Consider the following 14,163-nt stretch of genomic DNA (forward strand, 5'->3'; position numbering starts at 1 on the left):
CCCGCCGACCAATGGTGCGAAGGCCATCCCACCGACACCACCGCTCCCACGTCCTGGATCCGCCGGATCCTCGGCCAGAACGGCGGAAACCGATGAACGTCGACCGGGCCGTGCTCGCACTCGCCGGCACAATCATCCTGATCAGCGTCGCGCTGGCCAGCCTGGTATCGACCTGGTGGTTGCTTCTGACCACCTTCGTCGGCCTCAACCTCCTGCAGTCCAGCGTTACCGGCTTGTGCCCGGCCGTGCGGATCTTCACCAAACTCGGCCTCGCGTCCGGCTGCGCCTTCAACCCCAGCTCGCCGGCCGACGCGGACAACGCAACGCGTTCGGCGTAGTCCCCTGTGCCTTCCTCTTCCTCACGTTTCAACGTGGGCACGAGCCGCGTTGAAATTGTCCGTCGCACTCACTCCTTGATCATCGCTCACTGCTCAAGAAGGCATCGACCAGTCGGCAGGCCATGGGGCATTCGACCTAGGCAGTCGCGCGGGGCGCGTACATGATGACCGCAACTCCGGCGAGGCACACCAGCGCTCCAACGATGTCGTAGCGGTCGGGGCGGAAGCCATCGAACGCCATCCCCCAAGCCAAAGAGCCGGCCACGAACACTCCCCCATAGGCGGCGAGGATGCGGCCGAAGTTGGGGTCGGACTGCAGGGTCGCGACGAACCCGTAGAGCCCGAGGGCAATGATGCCCGCGCCGATCCAGGCGATGCCGCGGTGCTCGCGGACACCTTGCCAGACCAGCCAGGCTCCGCCGATCTCGGCCACGGCCGCCAGCACGAACAAGCCGACGCTTCGCAGGATTTCCATGGTGGGCAGCCTATTCAGGAGTGCGCGACGAGGTCGCGGTGGTGGCTCGGGACGTGCGTCGCGTTGACCACACTCGTGCAGCGATCGCGACCAGGACGAGCGCGACCAGTGCCGTGGCGAAGACCGTCGGCCCCAGGTGGTCGACCCATCGGGCGAGTCGGTTCTGGACCTCGGAGGCAGCGGTGATGACGGGGTCGTCAGCCGTGTCCCCGGCGTAGATCCGCAGTTCGTACCAGCCATACCAGGCGACGTACACGCCGACGAGGACCAGCAGAGCGCCCGAAAGGCGGGTGAGGTAGGGCGCGACCCGGCGCAGTGCCCCCACGGCTGTCTGGTTCATCAGGGCTGCGCCGATCGCGAGGACGCCAACGACCAGGCCCATCCCGACGGCGTACGCCGTGTAAGCAGCAACCCCGGTCGCGGTGTTTCCGGCGCGGAACGTGGTCGCAGTCACGACCAGGAACGGCCCGATGGTGCAACCGAGGGACGCGATGGCGTAGGAGATTCCGTAGAGGACCATCGCGAACGGGTTCGCCACCGGATCCTTGGACAGCCGGAGGAACGGCACGTGCACCGTGACGGTCCGCCCGGCCAGCAACATCAGACCGAGCACCAGGAGCACCACGCCGATGGCAACGGTCACGACCGGCAGCCAACGCTGCACGCTCGACGCCACCGGGGTGAGCACCAGCCCGAAGACGCCGAACACGGCGACGAACCCGAGGGTCATCGAGCCGGTCGCAGTCAGCGCACGGCCGACCGATGCCGCGGCCGTGGGCCGCGCCTCCTGGTCGGCGCCGACCACGAAGAGTGAGAGGTACGCCGGGAGCATCGCGAATCCACAGGGGTTGACCGCGGCCAGGGTGCCGGCCGCGAGGGCGAAGGCGAGGGTCTCGTCGAGCACGTGCGGTCAGTTGCCGCTCAGCGAGTTGACCCGTTCGGCGAGCCCTTCCTCACCGAGCTCGCCGCGGTAGACCTCGATCTTGCCGGTGTCGTCGACGAAGGCGTATGCCGGCTGCTGAACCACGCCGAAGCGTTGCCACAGGGATCCGTCGAGGTCGGCCAGGTGGGTGAACGCGTCCACGTCGTAGTCGTCGACGAAGTCACGCATGTCGCCGGCCTCCCCGAGTCCGGCGACGCCGACGAACACCACGTCGGGGTTGTCGGCCCGCGCCTTGGCGACATGGGGGGCTTCGCGGCGGCATTCGGTGCACCAGGGCGCCCAGAACCACAGGACGGCGTCCTTGCCCGCCAGTGTGGTGCCGTCGAAGGGCTCTCCGTCGACTGCCTCGGCCGTGAACCGGAGTTCCTCGACCACCGTGGGCTCGGCTGCCTTCGTCGTCGCATCGCCCTGGGGACTGGGGTCCGTAGGGTCCGGGACTGACTGGCTTTGGGTCGGACTGGCACGGACGTCAGTGCTCGGGGCGTCGTTGCCGCACGCGGCCAGTCCCAGCACCAGCGACGCCAGAAGTGCGGCAACCGCGGCCCTGCTCCTCATGCTCGGGGTCCGGTCTGGCTCGCGGAGATCTCGATGTCGACCGGCCCGCCCTCGTCCGCACACCGAGGAGCCTGGCGACGCTGGCGGCGCTGGCTCCAGACCGCGAGGAGCGCTCCGGCCGCTACGACGAGTCCGAACACGATTCCGGCGAAGACGAAGGTCGCGACGGTCGCGGCCGCACCCGCCACTCCTATGCCCAGCAGCGTCAGCAATGGTGCGGCGCAGCACACGGCGCAGGCCGCGGCTCCCGCGCCGTACAGGTGGCGGTCCTTGAGGGAGAGGTTCACTCGGTGCTCGATTCCGGGCGCTGCCCGATCTGGAAGAAGGGAATGGGGCAGCAGTCGTCGTCTACGCATTGGGCCGCGGCGCACTCCACGAGGTCGTCGCAGCCGGCGTCGCGCGCCGCGATCAGGCTTTCGCGAATCGCCTGCAGGTCGGCGATCTTCTGGTCCACCTCGACGAGCTTGGCCTCGGTGCGGGCCTGAAGGCCCGATCCAGCGCCGTGCCGATGGCGGCCCGCCTCGAGAAGCTCGGCGACCTCGTCGAGAGTGAACCCCAAACTCTGGGCCGCCTTAATGACGCGCAGGGTGGTCACGATCTCTTCGGAGTAGAGGCGGTGTCCGCCCAGGCTGCGGTCCGGTTCGGCGATGATGCCGCGGCGTTCGTAGTAGCGCAGGGTCTCGACGTTGACGCCGACCGCCTCGGCTACCTGCCCCGATCGGAGCCCGGTCGTCATCGGGGCGCCCCAGCCTTCGCGTGGGCGCGGGCTGCGAGTGCACCCAGGACCGGCGCGTGCTCGGGTGCGGCCGAGACCACCAGGGTGGCCCGACCGTCGGTGATGGTGAGGTCGAAGGTGAAGAACGAGCAGCAGCCGGTCTCGCGGGCGGCCAGGTCCGCGGCACGCGCGACGACCTCGGGTTCGGCGCGCAACTCGAAGCGGACTGCTTCCGGTGCGGTCTGGTCCACAGCAAGCACGTCGTTGGCGAACAGATCGTCGAACTCCGCACGTCGCAGTGGCTGTTCAACGGTGGGCAGCGTGCACGCCGAGGGCACCCAGTCGTCGGCCATCAGGTTGTTCGTCATGCCTCCACCGTAAGGCCGTACCTGGGTACGGGATGCAAGCGATGCTCGCAAACATCTCTCAGATCGAGCGTGGTTCGAGTCGCCGGGCCTCGTCGGAGGCTATCCGTCAGGGTGCGGCTGGTCGCGAGCCGAGCGTCCGATCGAGCAGTTCGGCAACCAGGCCGTCGATGTGGTCGCGGAGCGGCCGAATGCCGGGGGCCTCCCAGCCCTGCGGGTTGGGCAGGTCCCAGGTCTCGTAGGCGAGGTGCTGAGCTCTCTGGCCGCGGCGCTGAGCCCCGCAGCAGGACTGGCTCGCGGATAAGCGTCTCGCGGTTCAGTCCGTTGCCTGAGGGCGCCAGACCTTGAGGGCTGAGGCGACCAGGATCAGGGCCAGCACTGCGATCAGGACGGGGCCACCGACATAGGGCAGCAGGGCTCCACCAGCCACCGCACCTGTGATCGAGCCGGCGCCCATCAGCAGCACGAAACGGCGGTTGTCGCCGATCACCGCGAAAGTCTCGTCGCTGCTGTAGCGGGCGAAGCCGACCAGCATCGTGGGCAGCGACACCAGCAGCGACAGGCTTCCGGCAAGCCGGATGTCGGCACCGAAGAGCAGCACGATCGTCGGGATCAGAAGCTCGCCCCCGGCAACACCCATGAAGGCCGCCACCATGCCGATCAGCACGCCAGCGGCGACGCCGGCAACCGCCCGGGTTGCCGGTGACAGTTCGAGCGTCCCCAACTCGGCGAAGTGCGTGCCCGCCAGCACCACCGCGATCGCGAGCAACAGGACGGCAAGGGTGCGGTGCAGGGTGCGCGAGTGCATCCGGGTCGCCCAGCCTGCAGCCACCCATGCACCCACAAGGGACCCGGCGAGCAAGTTGGCAACGATCCACCAGTGATCAGCGACCTGAGCCCACGTGACCGCGAAGGCGCGTGCAGGCAGCGCCGTGATCACCACGATCAGGCTCATGGCCTTGTTCAGGATGACCGCCTGCAGGGCGGCGAACCCGAACAGCGCCGGATGACGGTGCAGGCCATGTCGAGGGTGCCGGTGGCGCGGCCTGCTTCGGCGCGTTCGGTCAGGTAGGCGCAGACGGCGAGTGGGTCGGCCGGCACGGCGGTGACGCCACGCTCGGCGCACCATCGTTGCCATTGGCCCCAGACCACGTTGTAGAGGCGTCGGGTGCCGTCGGTGCGTGCGGCGGCGAGGGCCTCGCCGATGCGCGCGGCATCGACGGACGTGAGCCCTACGCGCGTCAGGTCAGGATCGTCCGTGGTCGTGGAAGCGAAGGTGGGGCGTGCGGTGGCCGGCAGCGCGGCGAGCATGAGGATGTTCATGGCCCTGTCGTAGCGGCGCCGTCGCAGCCACCCGCGAGCGGGCTGGGCCGAGGAGACGTGCACTGCCAGCGCGTTGGTCACATAAGGCTGATTGGACTCGGGCTGACCGCACTCAGCGGGACCAGAGCCGCTAACGATCCCCGGCCTGCCTAAGATCGACGGCATGCGGGAACTCCGAACTCCGAGCTGGGCACCGGGGGCGCGCTTCATGTTCGCCGCCGTAGCCCTGGCGCTGTTCGGGCTCCTGTCGATGCACGGCTGGGGCTCCCACACCGGCGGGCACACCATGGCGATGGCACCCGCGAGTAGCGCCGTCTCGGCCGATTCCAGCCATGCCACCGGCCACGGGATCATGTCGGGCGACAGTTCGAAGGGGTCGGGCTCACGGACCGCTGACGGGTCTGCTCCGACCGGCGGACATGAGAAGCCGGACGGTGATCCAGGCGCCAGCCTGCTCGGCCTCTGCCTCGCGATCCTCTGCGGGCTACTGCTCGGCATCGCGTTGCTGTTGGCGCGGCGCAGTCTTCGTTTCCCGCAATGGATGCTCCCGACCTGGACACGTCCGGTCTTCATCGGGCGGGAGCGCGATCCGCCCGATCTACTCCGACTCTGCGTGATCCGCTGCTGAGAGGCACCTGCCACGAGTCCCCCGCCGGGGCGACTCGGGCTTCCGCCTACCCAGACACCGATCACACAGATGGAGAACCGCCCATGCGCAAGACCCTAACCGCCGTGCTCCTCGCGGCCTCGCTGCTGGCCCTCGCCGCCTGCGGGAACGACGAGAACGACACGACCGCCGGGCACAACGACGCCGACGTCACCTTCGCCCAGCAGATGATCCTCCACCACCAACAGGCCATCGAGATGGCTGAACTCGCCGAGACCCGTGCCGACAGCCAGGAGGTCAAGGATCTGGCCGCTGACATTGAGGCAGCACAGGACCCGGAGATCGAGACCATGACCGGATGGCTCGAGTCCTGGGGCGAGGACGTCCCCGCCGACAGCATGTCCGGCATGGACCACGGCGACATGTCGACCGATGACATGCCCGGGATGATGTCGGAGGGCGACATGGCCGACCTCGAAGCCGCATCAGGGGCAGAGTTCGACCAGATGTTCCTGACGATGATGATCGAGCACCACGAGGGTGCGATCGAGATGGCCAAGACCGAACAGGCTGACGGCGAGTACGCCGACGCCATCGAGCTGGCTGAAGGCATCGAGACCGCCCAGACCGAGGAGATCCAGACGATGCAGGGCCTGCTCACGCCCTGACCTCACCTCTTGTCGGGCAGGCCGGCCAACCGGCCTGCCCGGCCCCCTCGATCCGGAGTCCTCGTCATGCATCGAACCCGTCTCGCTTCGGCGACCATCACCCTCGCCGTCACACTTGTGTCAGCCGGCTGCGCCACCGACTCGACTCCCGAGCCGCAGCCCGCGGACGACACGTCGGTCGGCCACATCCACGGGCTGGGAGTCGATCCGGCCGACGACACCCTCTACGTTGCCACCCACTTCGGGCTGTTCCACGTCGACGATTCGGGTGAGTCCACCCGGGTCGCGGACCGGTGGCAGGACACGATGGCGTTTACCGTCGTGGGACCGGGCCACTTCCTGGGTAGCGGCCACCCCGATCTGCGCGAGGACCTGCCTCCACACCTGGGGCTCATCGAGTCCACCGATGCCGGGAAGACATGGAGCCCGCTCGCTCTCCAGGGCGAGGCGGACTTCCACATCCTCGAGCCGACCGAGGACGTTCTGTACGCCTACGACGCCACGGCCGGCCGCCTGCTGCGTACCGAGGACCGCACGAGCTTCGACGTTGTCCTCACGGCTCCTCTCATCAGTGTCGCGGCACGCGCTGGTGCGGATCGGCTCACCGCGACCACCGGCGAGGGGAAGCTGATCAGCATCGAGGCCGCCACCGGCGAGACGCGTGAGCTCGGTGGACCGACCACGATCTACCTCGACACGACGCCCGAGGGCGCTCTGGCGGGGATCGACCCGGACGGCGTCGTCCGGGTCAGCGACGACGACGCCAAGACCTGGCGAGAGGTCGGTTCGATCGACGGGCAACCGGCGGCCTTCACGATTAGCGAGCAGGCCTGGTACGCCGCCACCGAGTCCGCCGTCTTCCGCTCCACGGATGCAGGCAAGACGTGGACACCCGTCCTGTAGGGCAGCCGACATGAGCAGACACAAGGCCACCAAACCCCACCGCGGAAGGTCCGGCGGACATCGCGCGACCCGCACGCGTCGCGGACACCTGATCGCGGGCGTGGCCGCACTCGCGACCAGCACACTCATCGCGGCGCCCGTCGTCTCGATGGCCGGCGACCCGGACGTTCGCCGCCAGGTTCCCGTCGCTTCGCCGTCCGCTGCCGCGTCCTCCGCGACACCCCCGCTCGAGCAACCAGACGGCGAAATCGAGGTCAACAGGCGGAGTGACAGGCAGCCCCGCACCGGGGCGCAATCGTCGACCAGGATTCCGGAGCGAGGAACAGGAGCCTTCGAGGTCGCCCCCGCCCCACCCGCCGACGCGGAAGGGGCGACGACGTACCGGGTCGAGGTCGAGAAGGGCCTGCCGTTCGCGCCCCAGGGCGTCGCCCGATTCGTGGATGCGACCCTGGCTGACGGCCGCGGATGGGCGGCCCATCACCGACTCGCGCGCGTCGATGACCACGCCGATCTTCGCATCGTCCTGGCGAGCCCCGAGACCGCCGACGCCCTGTGTGCACCTCTCGACACCGGCGGACGCCTGTCCTGCCGCAACGGCACGGACGTCGTCATCAATGCGTGGCGATGGAGCTTCGGCGCCGACAGCTACGCGGGCGACCTGGAGGCGTACCGGCGCTACGTGGTCAACCACGAGACAGGTCACGCTTTCGGCTACCCGCATGTGGACTGCCCGGTCCCAGGCGAGCCTGCCCCGGTGATGCTGCAACAGACCAAGGGACTCGACGGCTGCCAGGCCAACCCGTGGCCCGCCCTCGTCGACCTCGTCGGCCACTGACGGGAGGGATCCGCCCGGCCGATCAGGCGCTGGCCGTGGTCCGGCGCTCAGACTGGCGAGCCCGCTCGGCGCGCTCCTTGCGCCAGCCGTACCGGGTCAGGCCTCTGGGTTTGTAGATGTTCAGCACCAGGATGCCCACCAGCAGGACCAGTCCGATGACGGCGTGGGTGATGTCGCTGCCCATGCCCAGCAGGTGCTCATCGGTCGCGACACGGGCGACATCGGCCTGCGCGCTCACGTCAGGCATGTGGAAGATGAGGACCGCGGTCAGCAGCGTGGTGCCCACCAGCGAGATGACCACCCAGTAGTGCCGCAGCAGACCCCACCTCGTCACGGCGCCCATCAGAATGCCCGTGACAAGGGAGCCGACCGCGAGGGGCACGAGGGCGTACCAGCCGACGAGTTCCATCCCGATCCACGCCGCCCGGACCACTTCGGGGTCCCTGGCAGGCGGTACGGCGAACGCCAGCGCCAAGTATGCGCAGACCGCCCCGATCCAGCCGATCGAACACGCGAGGTGTACGGCCAGCAGCAGACGCCGAACGCGCGGGCGGACGGTCACGTGAGAGCCACGGTGTCATCAGGCCGCACTGGCGCGGAGTGCGAGGCCCCATGGCGGCCGGGCCCGTGGTCGCCACCCCCGACGAGCATGGCCAGCACCACAATCAGCACGACCGCGAGGAGTCCCAGGAGGAGGTACTTGACCCAGGACGGCATCCCTGGGGGTGCCTCGTCGCCGACAGGACTCGAGATCGACCTCTGGTCGCCATCGTCCGTCATCTCACAATCCTCCGTTTACTAGACACTCTGTCTCTAGCACTATGCATGATGTCTTGAGGCACGACAAGGCGTATGGTCGATGCGTGCCGAAGCTCTGGAAGGACACCGTCGAGGAACACCGCCGCGATGTACGAGCGGCAATCCTCGACGCGGCCTGGCGTCTCGCCCACGAGCGCGGGATACGAGGCGTCACGATGGGGCTGGTGGCGCAGCACGCCGGGATCAGCAGGGCCACCCTCTACAAGTACTTCAGCGGGGTCGAGGAGATCCTCGTGGCGAGCCATGCCGAGCACGTCCAGGAGCACCTCGCCACGCTCCGCGAGGCCCACTCCAGTGCCGGTACGCCACGAGAAGGTCTGGAGCGGCTCATCGACCACTACGCCGAGATCTGCTTCCACCGAGGACGCGCCGGAGCCCCCGACACTTCGGCACTGGTCCATGCCGGTGAGCAGCACCAGCGCAACACCACCGAGCTCGAGCGGCTTTTCATCGATGCCGTACTCGCGGCGCAGGCGGCGGGCGAAGTGCGCGCCGACATCGCGGCCAAGCTACTCGCAACGTACATCCTGCACGCGGCCGAAGGGGCTGGCAGCGTTGGCAGTCGCGGTGAGGCAGCCGGGCTCGCCACCCTGGCGAAGGAATGCCTAGGGTCGGCCTCTGGTTCCACCGGCCCGACCACCCGCCACTGATGGGGAGATCCATGGACGCGCGCAACAGCATGGCCGCCAACGCCACCCTGCACTGCCTCACCGGCTGCGCGATCGGCGAGATCCTCGGTCTCATGATCGGCACTGCACTCGGATTGACCAACGCGGTCACCATCGCGCTGGCGGTCGCGCTCGCGTTCTTCTTCGGCTACACCCTCTCGACGCTGCCGCTGATCCAGGCTGGTGCCGGATTCGGGGCCGCGCTGAGCGTGGTCTTCGCTGCGGACACGCTGTCGATCGCGGTGATGGAGATCGTCGACAACCTGGTCATGGCTGTGATCCCCGGCGCCATGCAGGCCGGGCTGGTCAACCCGATCTTCTGGCTCGGCATGATCATCGCCCTGACGGTCGCCTTCATCGCCGCCTTCCCTGTCAACCGGTACCTCATCGACCGCGGGAAGGGCCACGCGCTCACGCACAAGTTCCATGCCGGGCACACCGATCACACCGGCCATGACGCGGAGCCAGCCGCTCATTCGGGCCACCAGGCGGAGCAGGCGCATCCGGCGCATGAGGCCGAGGCCGATGCCGGGCATGACAGCCACCATCACCACCACTGACGACCCAGTCGAGATCGGAGTAAGGACATGAACACCAACACTCTGGCCGCCGGCGTCATCGGCTTCCTCCTCGGCGGACTGGTCGTCTCCACCGCTGCCGAACTGGAGGACGACCGCGACCCGGCCCCCTCCCACGGATCTAGCCAGCACGTAGGACGGTGACCGAGCACCCCCGTTCTGGGCCGTGACTCTCGACGCATTCCCGCGTGTTGACGCCTTCTGTTTGGTAATTCGCTACCTGGCCTCCGTATGGTCTTGAAGCGTGACCGGGCACAGGAGGCAACGCAGCGCCCTGGTGCTGGCGACCCTCTTTGCGGTTGTCTTCGGCGTCTTCGCCATGCACTCGCTCACATCGCACGAGCGAGGTCATGCCGGCCATGCGGCACTTCCGCTCGCTGCGGAAGCGGCCGACCGCGAGCACCACACCGAACCCGCTGGGAGCAAGGCGCCAGAATCAGCAGACTCCGAGTCGCCCGCCGACGATGACAACAGCGGCGTCGCCGAGTTGTGCATGGCGCTTCTCTGCCTCATGGCCGCGCTCATTGCACTCGCGCTGAGCCGTGGCATCTCGCGGCGAATCCTGTACGTCGTAGTCATACCCCGGTGGATCGGCTCACGCATCGCTGTTCTCTCGCGATCCGCCGATCCTCCCTGTCTGCACCGTCTGTCGATTCTGCGCTGCTGAGCAGATGCCCGGCGCCACGTCGCACCACGACTTGGTGCCGTGTGCCGCTTCCGCCTGCTCTCACACACTCAAGTTCGAAAGGCCCATCTGATATGACCGTTCAGAACGACCTCTCCCCCGACGACGTGGCCGCCTACGAGGCGGAGCTCGCCAAACGAACGCCCTCGCTCTACGCGCGCTACATCGGCGCGATGCTCTACTTCATGGGCGCCGCCCTCATCGCCGGCGCCGTCGTCCACTACCCGATCGACCCGCCGCAGTACACGGTGATCTGCATCGTCGGGGCGCTGGTGTTCCTGCTCGGCACGATCGTCAACGAGTTCTTCCTTGCCACGGAACGCCCGAACGCCCGACAGGTCCTCGGCCTGGTGGCGTTCTCGTTGTTGCTCTCGTTCGGTGTCGGCATGGTCGGCGGCGGCATCCAGCACTTCACCCAGTTCCCTGAGCGCTCCGCGGCGATGACGCCGATCGGCCTGGTGATGTCGTTCGCCGCGTTCATCGCCAAGGACAACGACGGCCGCTGGCGTCACGCGTTCAGCCTTTTCGGTGCCGGTGTCATCGTAGTCGCGGGACTGACCTGGCTCGGCATGTCCGCGCTGGGCAACACCATCGACTCCGAGGGTCACACCCATGGCGGGGACTCGACCACCAACACGCCTGAGGCGCCGGCCGAGGCACCCGCGGACAGAGGCCACACGGGGCACGAGCCGTCGGAGGCGCCGGCCGAGCCCGCTGACGACGGTCACACGTCGCACAGCCACTGACCCCGGGTCTGCGGCGGGCCGCGCGCCACGAGTGCGCGGTCCCTGCAGGTCAGCCACACGCCATGAATTGCTGCGGGCCCCGGCCATTCATGTGATGAGGTTTGACAGCAGCGCGCACGGCAACCTGCGGGGGCTGCAGATCGACGCCCGGCGCATCGTCGCCGCGATCGCCCCGACGGCTACTACAGCCCGAGGTCCTTGCTCGAGGTTGTCGCGAGTGCCTCGAGGGGGCGGATGTAGCGGTGGACGAGGACGGAGAGGTCCTTGTGCCGAGTCTGGGCAGCGATCCGGTCCAATGGGACCCCGGCGAGCGCGGCGGCGGTGGCGTGTCCGGCGCGCATCGAGTGGGCGGTGATCCGGGTGCCGTCGAGCCCGGCGGCTTCGGCCCTGGCGCGGAGCATCCGCGCCGGAACATGTCCGCTGAGCGCCTGGAGACTGACGGTGCTCCCCCAGATGCGCGTGAAGACCGGTCCGGGGGCCGCGCCGCGGATCTCGCGCCAGACGTTGAGGGCGGCAACGGGGTCGGTGATGGCGTGCTGTCCGTGGGCGACGCCGACGACCTCGCCGTGGCCCTCGGGGTCCGTCTTGGACCGTCGAATGTGGAGCATCAGACCTGCAGGCTTGTCCTCGATGTCGGCCAAGGTGAGGGCGACGAGTTCGGACCGACGCATGGCCGAGGCGTAGCCGAGCAGGATGATGGCGGCGTCGCGGGTGCCGATCAGCGTGGTGCGGTCGATGCCGTCGACGATCTGGCGGATCTCCTCCACCGACAGGGGTCGGGCCAGCCGTCTCGGGGCCGAGCCGTAGGTGCGGCGCAGGCCGCGGCGCACCCGGCCGACGGCGAGGCTGTCGGCCGGGTTCTGCAGGTCACACGCGAGGTGGACGTGGCGGATCACCGTGCAGATGAGGTCGAGGGTGCCCATCGCCCGGCCGGCCGCGGCCTGCTCGGTCAGGTACGCGCAGACCGCAAGCGGGTCACTGGGGAGGACCGCGACTCCGCGGCTGGTGCACCACCGCTCCCAGCGGCTCCAGACGCCGGCATAGACGTGGCGGGTCGACTGGGTGCGGGCTGCCTCGATGGCGGCGGCGATCCGCTCGCCGTCGGTGTCGGTCAAGCCCCGCGGCATGATGCCGACCGGGTCGATCGGGTGGACAAGGACGGTTGCCGGCAGTGCGGCGCTCATCATCGTGGTCATCGCCCTGTCGTAGCGGCGACCGCGCCAGCTGCCAGCACCGGGCAGGCGACCAATCGGCGGGTTCGTCAGAAAAGACTGACGTTCTGATGACCTGTCGAATCTCCCGGCGGTCACCAGCCCGGGTAGCGCTCGGTCCACCTCGTGCTCGGCCCGTACTCGCCGTGCAGCCGCTCGCTGGCGGTGAACTCGTAGATGAAGTCGTCGGCCAGCGTAAGGATCGTGTCGCGTCCTTCGACCTCGAATGCGAGTTCAGGAGGCAACGCCGTTTCCCCATGAAGGGCACCGAGGATGTTGCCGCAGATCGCGCCGGTGGAATCGCTGTCGCCGGAATGGGTCACCGCGAGCGACAGTGCGTCGAGCAGCTGACCGGGCTCCTGGTAGACGAGCGAGGCGTAGATCGCCATCGCAAGCGCCTCCTCCGCTACCCAGCCGCCGCCTAGCGACTCGATGTGCTCCGGCCCCGGACCCCTGCGCGCGACCTCAGTAGCTTGCTTGATCGCCTGGTAGACCTCGGCAGAGCCATGGCGGGCGCGGAGCTGGCTCTCCACCTCGTCGATCGCCCGTGGCAGGTTGTAACCACGCATGATCGCGCCGATGAGAACGGCCAGCGCCCCCGACGCCATCTGACCGGTCGAGTGGCCATGCGTGTACCCGGCAGCCTGCGCTGCTGAGTCGAATTGCCAATCCGATGGCCAGACCCAGTGCGGGACGAGCCCAAATGGAGCACTGCGCATGACGCCGCCGCATCCTTTAGACATGTTGGTCGCTTCCGCGCCGAACTGCTCAAGCTTGCGTCGGCCGCCTCGCGGCACTTCGAGTGCCGAGAGGCACGTGTTGCCTGGCGCTCTGCGGGAGTACAGCCATCGTTCGTTGATGAGCCAGCCGTCTCGTTCGCCGTCCGGGCCGCTCTGAAGCTGGGTGTCGAGCCATCGGTCATAGGCGTGGTGGAGTACCCCAGCAGTGAAGCCGAGGCCGCGGTCCTGCCGGACCGAAGCACGGATCATGCCCTCGACGGTGAAGAGCGTCATCTGGGTGTCGTCGGTGATACGGCCGTACGCGCGGGCGCCCGAGACGTTTTCGGGCAGGTACTCCTTGACGCCATCTCGTCCGCACTCGCGCTGGATCCGCTCCAGGTTCCAGAACTCCACCGGTCCACCGAGCGCGTCGCCGACCGCGCCGCCCAGAAGGCAGCCGCGGACGCGAGAGCGATAGCTCTCAAGTTCCTGTCGTTCGGGCACCCGACCAGTGGTCATGCGGCACCGCTCGTGGAGAGCTCCGGCCGCACGTACCAGAACTGGGACGGATTGCCACCAGGCGACACAGTGGTGACTCGATGATTCCGCCCGTTCATGTCGTGAAGCGCCTCATAGATGGAGATGTAGAGGACGTCTCCGATGCGCTCGACAACCTGCCAAAGCCTCAGACCCTTCTCTCCTACCGCCCACCCACCGCTGTCGATCAGTCGCTCAACCTCAGCTATGGCATCTGGGAGTGAGAGCCGCCGCACCTCGGGGTAGCTGGCGGGAGGCATCATCGGGCCGTCGTGCGCCGGGTGACTGATTAGCAGCCACTCCCTCTGAAGGTCATTACTGACCCGGTTCCAGACCGGGCGGGGCGCGTCTTCCTCGCCGAAGTGCTCGACGATTCGGTTCAGCCATCCAGTCCAGTTCTCGCGGACACCCGCCTCGTGCGAGGACAGCACGAACTCCCGCACAGCGGCGTCTAGACCCTTGGGAGCACCACG

Annotated in this window: 23 protein-coding genes; 10 read left to right on the forward strand and 13 right to left on the reverse strand. The window is 68.2% G+C overall.

Features of this window, described 5'->3' with window-relative positions; all coding sequences use genetic code 11:
* Positions 1-92: 92 nt before the first annotated feature.
* Positions 93-338: a YgaP family membrane protein gene (locus tag NJ4_RS04670; protein WP_067430891.1), complete on the forward strand. Its 246-nt coding sequence runs from the start codon at positions 93-95 to the stop codon at positions 336-338.
* Positions 339-474: 136 nt separating this feature from the next.
* Here NJ4_RS04670 and NJ4_RS04675 read toward each other — a convergent pair whose 3' ends face one another.
* The 8 genes from NJ4_RS04675 to NJ4_RS26505 form a co-directional block, all read right to left on the reverse strand.
* Positions 475-813 (reverse strand): YnfA family protein, encoded by a 339-nt coding sequence (locus NJ4_RS04675; RefSeq protein WP_067430893.1) that lies wholly within the window; start codon positions 811-813, stop codon positions 475-477.
* A gap of 10 nt (positions 814-823) precedes the next feature.
* Positions 824-1,717 (reverse strand): cytochrome c biogenesis CcdA family protein, encoded by an 894-nt coding sequence (locus tag NJ4_RS04680; RefSeq protein WP_067430896.1) that lies wholly within the window; start codon positions 1,715-1,717, stop codon positions 824-826.
* 6 nt (positions 1,718-1,723) lie between these two features.
* Complete coding sequence (locus tag NJ4_RS04685) at positions 1,724-2,131, reverse strand: redoxin domain-containing protein (protein ID WP_245644451.1); 408 nt, start codon at positions 2,129-2,131, stop codon at positions 1,724-1,726.
* A 176-nt stretch (positions 2,132-2,307) separates the two neighbouring features.
* Positions 2,308-2,598: a hypothetical protein gene (locus NJ4_RS04690; RefSeq protein WP_067430902.1), complete on the reverse strand. Its 291-nt coding sequence runs from the start codon at positions 2,596-2,598 to the stop codon at positions 2,308-2,310.
* A complete protein-coding gene (locus NJ4_RS04695) occupies positions 2,595-3,047 on the reverse strand; it encodes a MerR family transcriptional regulator (RefSeq protein ID WP_067430909.1) in 453 nt (150 codons plus the stop codon). The genes NJ4_RS04690 and NJ4_RS04695 overlap by 4 nt, the downstream gene beginning before the upstream one ends.
* On the reverse strand, positions 3,044-3,394 hold the full coding sequence (locus NJ4_RS04700) for an arsenate reductase (RefSeq protein ID WP_067430917.1): 351 nt from the start codon (positions 3,392-3,394) through the stop codon (positions 3,044-3,046). Before NJ4_RS04700 ends, NJ4_RS04695 begins: the two co-directional genes overlap by 4 nt.
* Positions 3,395-3,707: 313 nt before the next feature.
* Positions 3,708-4,346, reverse strand: a complete 639-nt coding sequence (locus tag NJ4_RS04705; RefSeq protein ID WP_245644452.1) for a sulfite exporter TauE/SafE family protein — start codon at positions 4,344-4,346, stop codon at positions 3,708-3,710.
* A gap of 8 nt (positions 4,347-4,354) precedes the next feature.
* Complete coding sequence (locus NJ4_RS26505) at positions 4,355-4,714, reverse strand: hypothetical protein (protein WP_245644453.1); 360 nt, start codon at positions 4,712-4,714, stop codon at positions 4,355-4,357.
* Positions 4,715-4,877: 163 nt separating this feature from the next.
* Here NJ4_RS26505 and NJ4_RS04710 point away from each other — a divergent pair, with 163 nt between their 5' ends.
* The 4 genes from NJ4_RS04710 to NJ4_RS04725 all read left to right on the forward strand — a co-directional run bounded on the left by NJ4_RS04710 (position 4,878) and on the right by NJ4_RS04725 (position 7,727).
* On the forward strand, positions 4,878-5,342 hold the full coding sequence (locus tag NJ4_RS04710) for a DUF6153 family protein (RefSeq protein WP_067430919.1): 465 nt from the start codon (positions 4,878-4,880) through the stop codon (positions 5,340-5,342).
* Between the two features lie 83 nt (positions 5,343-5,425).
* Positions 5,426-5,989, forward strand: a complete 564-nt coding sequence (locus NJ4_RS04715) for a DUF305 domain-containing protein (RefSeq protein WP_067430922.1) — start codon at positions 5,426-5,428, stop codon at positions 5,987-5,989.
* Positions 5,990-6,055: 66 nt separating this feature from the next.
* Positions 6,056-6,892 carry a F510_1955 family glycosylhydrolase gene (locus tag NJ4_RS04720; protein ID WP_067430925.1) on the forward strand — a complete coding sequence of 279 codons (837 nt, stop codon included), beginning with the start codon at positions 6,056-6,058 and terminating at the stop codon, positions 6,890-6,892.
* 10 nt (positions 6,893-6,902) lie between these two features.
* The gene (locus tag NJ4_RS04725) at positions 6,903-7,727 is read left to right on the forward strand and encodes a DUF3152 domain-containing protein (protein ID WP_169799212.1); all 825 of its coding nucleotides are present in this window, start codon (positions 6,903-6,905) and stop codon (positions 7,725-7,727) included.
* Between the two features lie 22 nt (positions 7,728-7,749).
* Here NJ4_RS04725 and NJ4_RS04730 read toward each other — a convergent pair whose 3' ends face one another.
* Complete coding sequence (locus tag NJ4_RS04730; protein ID WP_067430930.1) at positions 7,750-8,289, reverse strand: hypothetical protein; 540 nt, start codon at positions 8,287-8,289, stop codon at positions 7,750-7,752.
* Positions 8,286-8,507, reverse strand: coding sequence for a hypothetical protein (locus tag NJ4_RS04735; RefSeq protein ID WP_067430933.1), 222 nt, complete (start codon positions 8,505-8,507; stop codon positions 8,286-8,288). Before NJ4_RS04735 ends, NJ4_RS04730 begins: the two co-directional genes overlap by 4 nt.
* An 83-nt stretch (positions 8,508-8,590) precedes the next feature.
* Between NJ4_RS04735 and NJ4_RS04740 the strand changes: the two genes are divergently transcribed.
* From NJ4_RS04740 to NJ4_RS04755, 5 genes are all read left to right on the forward strand, one after another.
* Positions 8,591-9,196, forward strand: a complete 606-nt coding sequence (locus NJ4_RS04740) for a TetR/AcrR family transcriptional regulator (RefSeq protein WP_067430936.1) — start codon at positions 8,591-8,593, stop codon at positions 9,194-9,196.
* 11 nt (positions 9,197-9,207) lie between these two features.
* Positions 9,208-9,774 carry a DUF4396 domain-containing protein gene (locus NJ4_RS04745; protein WP_245644454.1) on the forward strand — a complete coding sequence of 189 codons (567 nt, stop codon included), beginning with the start codon at positions 9,208-9,210 and terminating at the stop codon, positions 9,772-9,774.
* A 27-nt stretch (positions 9,775-9,801) separates the two neighbouring features.
* A complete protein-coding gene (locus NJ4_RS26870; protein WP_281178254.1) occupies positions 9,802-9,936 on the forward strand; it encodes a hypothetical protein in 135 nt (44 codons plus the stop codon).
* Between the two features lie 100 nt (positions 9,937-10,036).
* On the forward strand, positions 10,037-10,459 hold the full coding sequence (locus NJ4_RS04750; RefSeq protein WP_067430939.1) for a DUF6153 family protein: 423 nt from the start codon (positions 10,037-10,039) through the stop codon (positions 10,457-10,459).
* Between the two features lie 92 nt (positions 10,460-10,551).
* Positions 10,552-11,223: a hypothetical protein gene (locus NJ4_RS04755; protein ID WP_067430941.1), complete on the forward strand. Its 672-nt coding sequence runs from the start codon at positions 10,552-10,554 to the stop codon at positions 11,221-11,223.
* Positions 11,224-11,405: 182 nt separating this feature from the next.
* Here the strand turns inward: NJ4_RS04755 and NJ4_RS04760 are convergent, their stop codons facing one another.
* The 3 genes from NJ4_RS04760 to NJ4_RS04770 all read right to left on the reverse strand — a co-directional run bounded on the left by NJ4_RS04760 (position 11,406) and on the right by NJ4_RS04770 (position 14,133).
* Positions 11,406-12,419 (reverse strand): tyrosine-type recombinase/integrase, encoded by a 1,014-nt coding sequence (locus NJ4_RS04760; RefSeq protein WP_067430944.1) that lies wholly within the window; start codon positions 12,417-12,419, stop codon positions 11,406-11,408.
* A gap of 110 nt (positions 12,420-12,529) precedes the next feature.
* Positions 12,530-13,672 carry an ADP-ribosylglycohydrolase family protein gene (locus NJ4_RS04765; RefSeq protein ID WP_067430947.1) on the reverse strand — a complete coding sequence of 381 codons (1,143 nt, stop codon included), beginning with the start codon at positions 13,670-13,672 and terminating at the stop codon, positions 12,530-12,532.
* Positions 13,669-14,133, reverse strand: coding sequence for a hypothetical protein (locus tag NJ4_RS04770; protein WP_157550724.1), 465 nt, complete (start codon positions 14,131-14,133; stop codon positions 13,669-13,671). Before NJ4_RS04770 ends, NJ4_RS04765 begins: the two co-directional genes overlap by 4 nt.
* Between the last annotated feature and the right edge of the window lie 30 nt (positions 14,134-14,163).

This window comes from Nocardioides jensenii JCM 1364 = NBRC 14755, assembly GCF_001552535.1.
Classification (GTDB): domain Bacteria; phylum Actinomycetota; class Actinomycetes; order Propionibacteriales; family Nocardioidaceae; genus Nocardioides; species Nocardioides jensenii.

What these genes read in the sequence shown, in the direction of transcription:
- NJ4_RS26870 (WP_281178254.1), top strand. Translation starts at nt 9,802, where the DNA reads ATGAACACCAACACTCTGGCCGCCGGCGTCATCGGCTTCCTCCTCGGC.
- NJ4_RS04670 (WP_067430891.1), top strand. Translation starts at nt 93, where the DNA reads ATGAACGTCGACCGGGCCGTGCTCGCACTCGCCGGCACAATCATCCTG.
- NJ4_RS26505 (WP_245644453.1), bottom strand. Translation starts at nt 4,714, where the DNA reads ATGAACATCCTCATGCTCGCCGCGCTGCCGGCCACCGCACGCCCCACC.
- NJ4_RS04755 (WP_067430941.1), top strand. Translation starts at nt 10,552, where the DNA reads ATGACCGTTCAGAACGACCTCTCCCCCGACGACGTGGCCGCCTACGAG.
- NJ4_RS04675 (WP_067430893.1), bottom strand. Translation starts at nt 813, where the DNA reads ATGGAAATCCTGCGAAGCGTCGGCTTGTTCGTGCTGGCGGCCGTGGCC.
- NJ4_RS04745 (WP_245644454.1), top strand. Translation starts at nt 9,208, where the DNA reads ATGGACGCGCGCAACAGCATGGCCGCCAACGCCACCCTGCACTGCCTC.
- NJ4_RS04710 (WP_067430919.1), top strand. Translation starts at nt 4,878, where the DNA reads ATGCGGGAACTCCGAACTCCGAGCTGGGCACCGGGGGCGCGCTTCATG.
- NJ4_RS04705 (WP_245644452.1), bottom strand. Translation starts at nt 4,346, where the DNA reads ATGAGCCTGATCGTGGTGATCACGGCGCTGCCTGCACGCGCCTTCGCG.
- NJ4_RS04725 (WP_169799212.1), top strand. Translation starts at nt 6,903, where the DNA reads ATGAGCAGACACAAGGCCACCAAACCCCACCGCGGAAGGTCCGGCGGA.
- NJ4_RS04760 (WP_067430944.1), bottom strand. Translation starts at nt 12,419, where the DNA reads ATGACCACGATGATGAGCGCCGCACTGCCGGCAACCGTCCTTGTCCAC.
- NJ4_RS04720 (WP_067430925.1), top strand. Translation starts at nt 6,056, where the DNA reads ATGCATCGAACCCGTCTCGCTTCGGCGACCATCACCCTCGCCGTCACA.
- NJ4_RS04700 (WP_067430917.1), bottom strand. Translation starts at nt 3,394, where the DNA reads ATGACGAACAACCTGATGGCCGACGACTGGGTGCCCTCGGCGTGCACG.
- NJ4_RS04735 (WP_067430933.1), bottom strand. Translation starts at nt 8,507, where the DNA reads ATGACGGACGATGGCGACCAGAGGTCGATCTCGAGTCCTGTCGGCGAC.
- NJ4_RS04715 (WP_067430922.1), top strand. Translation starts at nt 5,426, where the DNA reads ATGCGCAAGACCCTAACCGCCGTGCTCCTCGCGGCCTCGCTGCTGGCC.
- NJ4_RS04765 (WP_067430947.1), bottom strand. Translation starts at nt 13,672, where the DNA reads ATGACCACTGGTCGGGTGCCCGAACGACAGGAACTTGAGAGCTATCGC.
- NJ4_RS04695 (WP_067430909.1), bottom strand. Translation starts at nt 3,047, where the DNA reads ATGACGACCGGGCTCCGATCGGGGCAGGTAGCCGAGGCGGTCGGCGTC.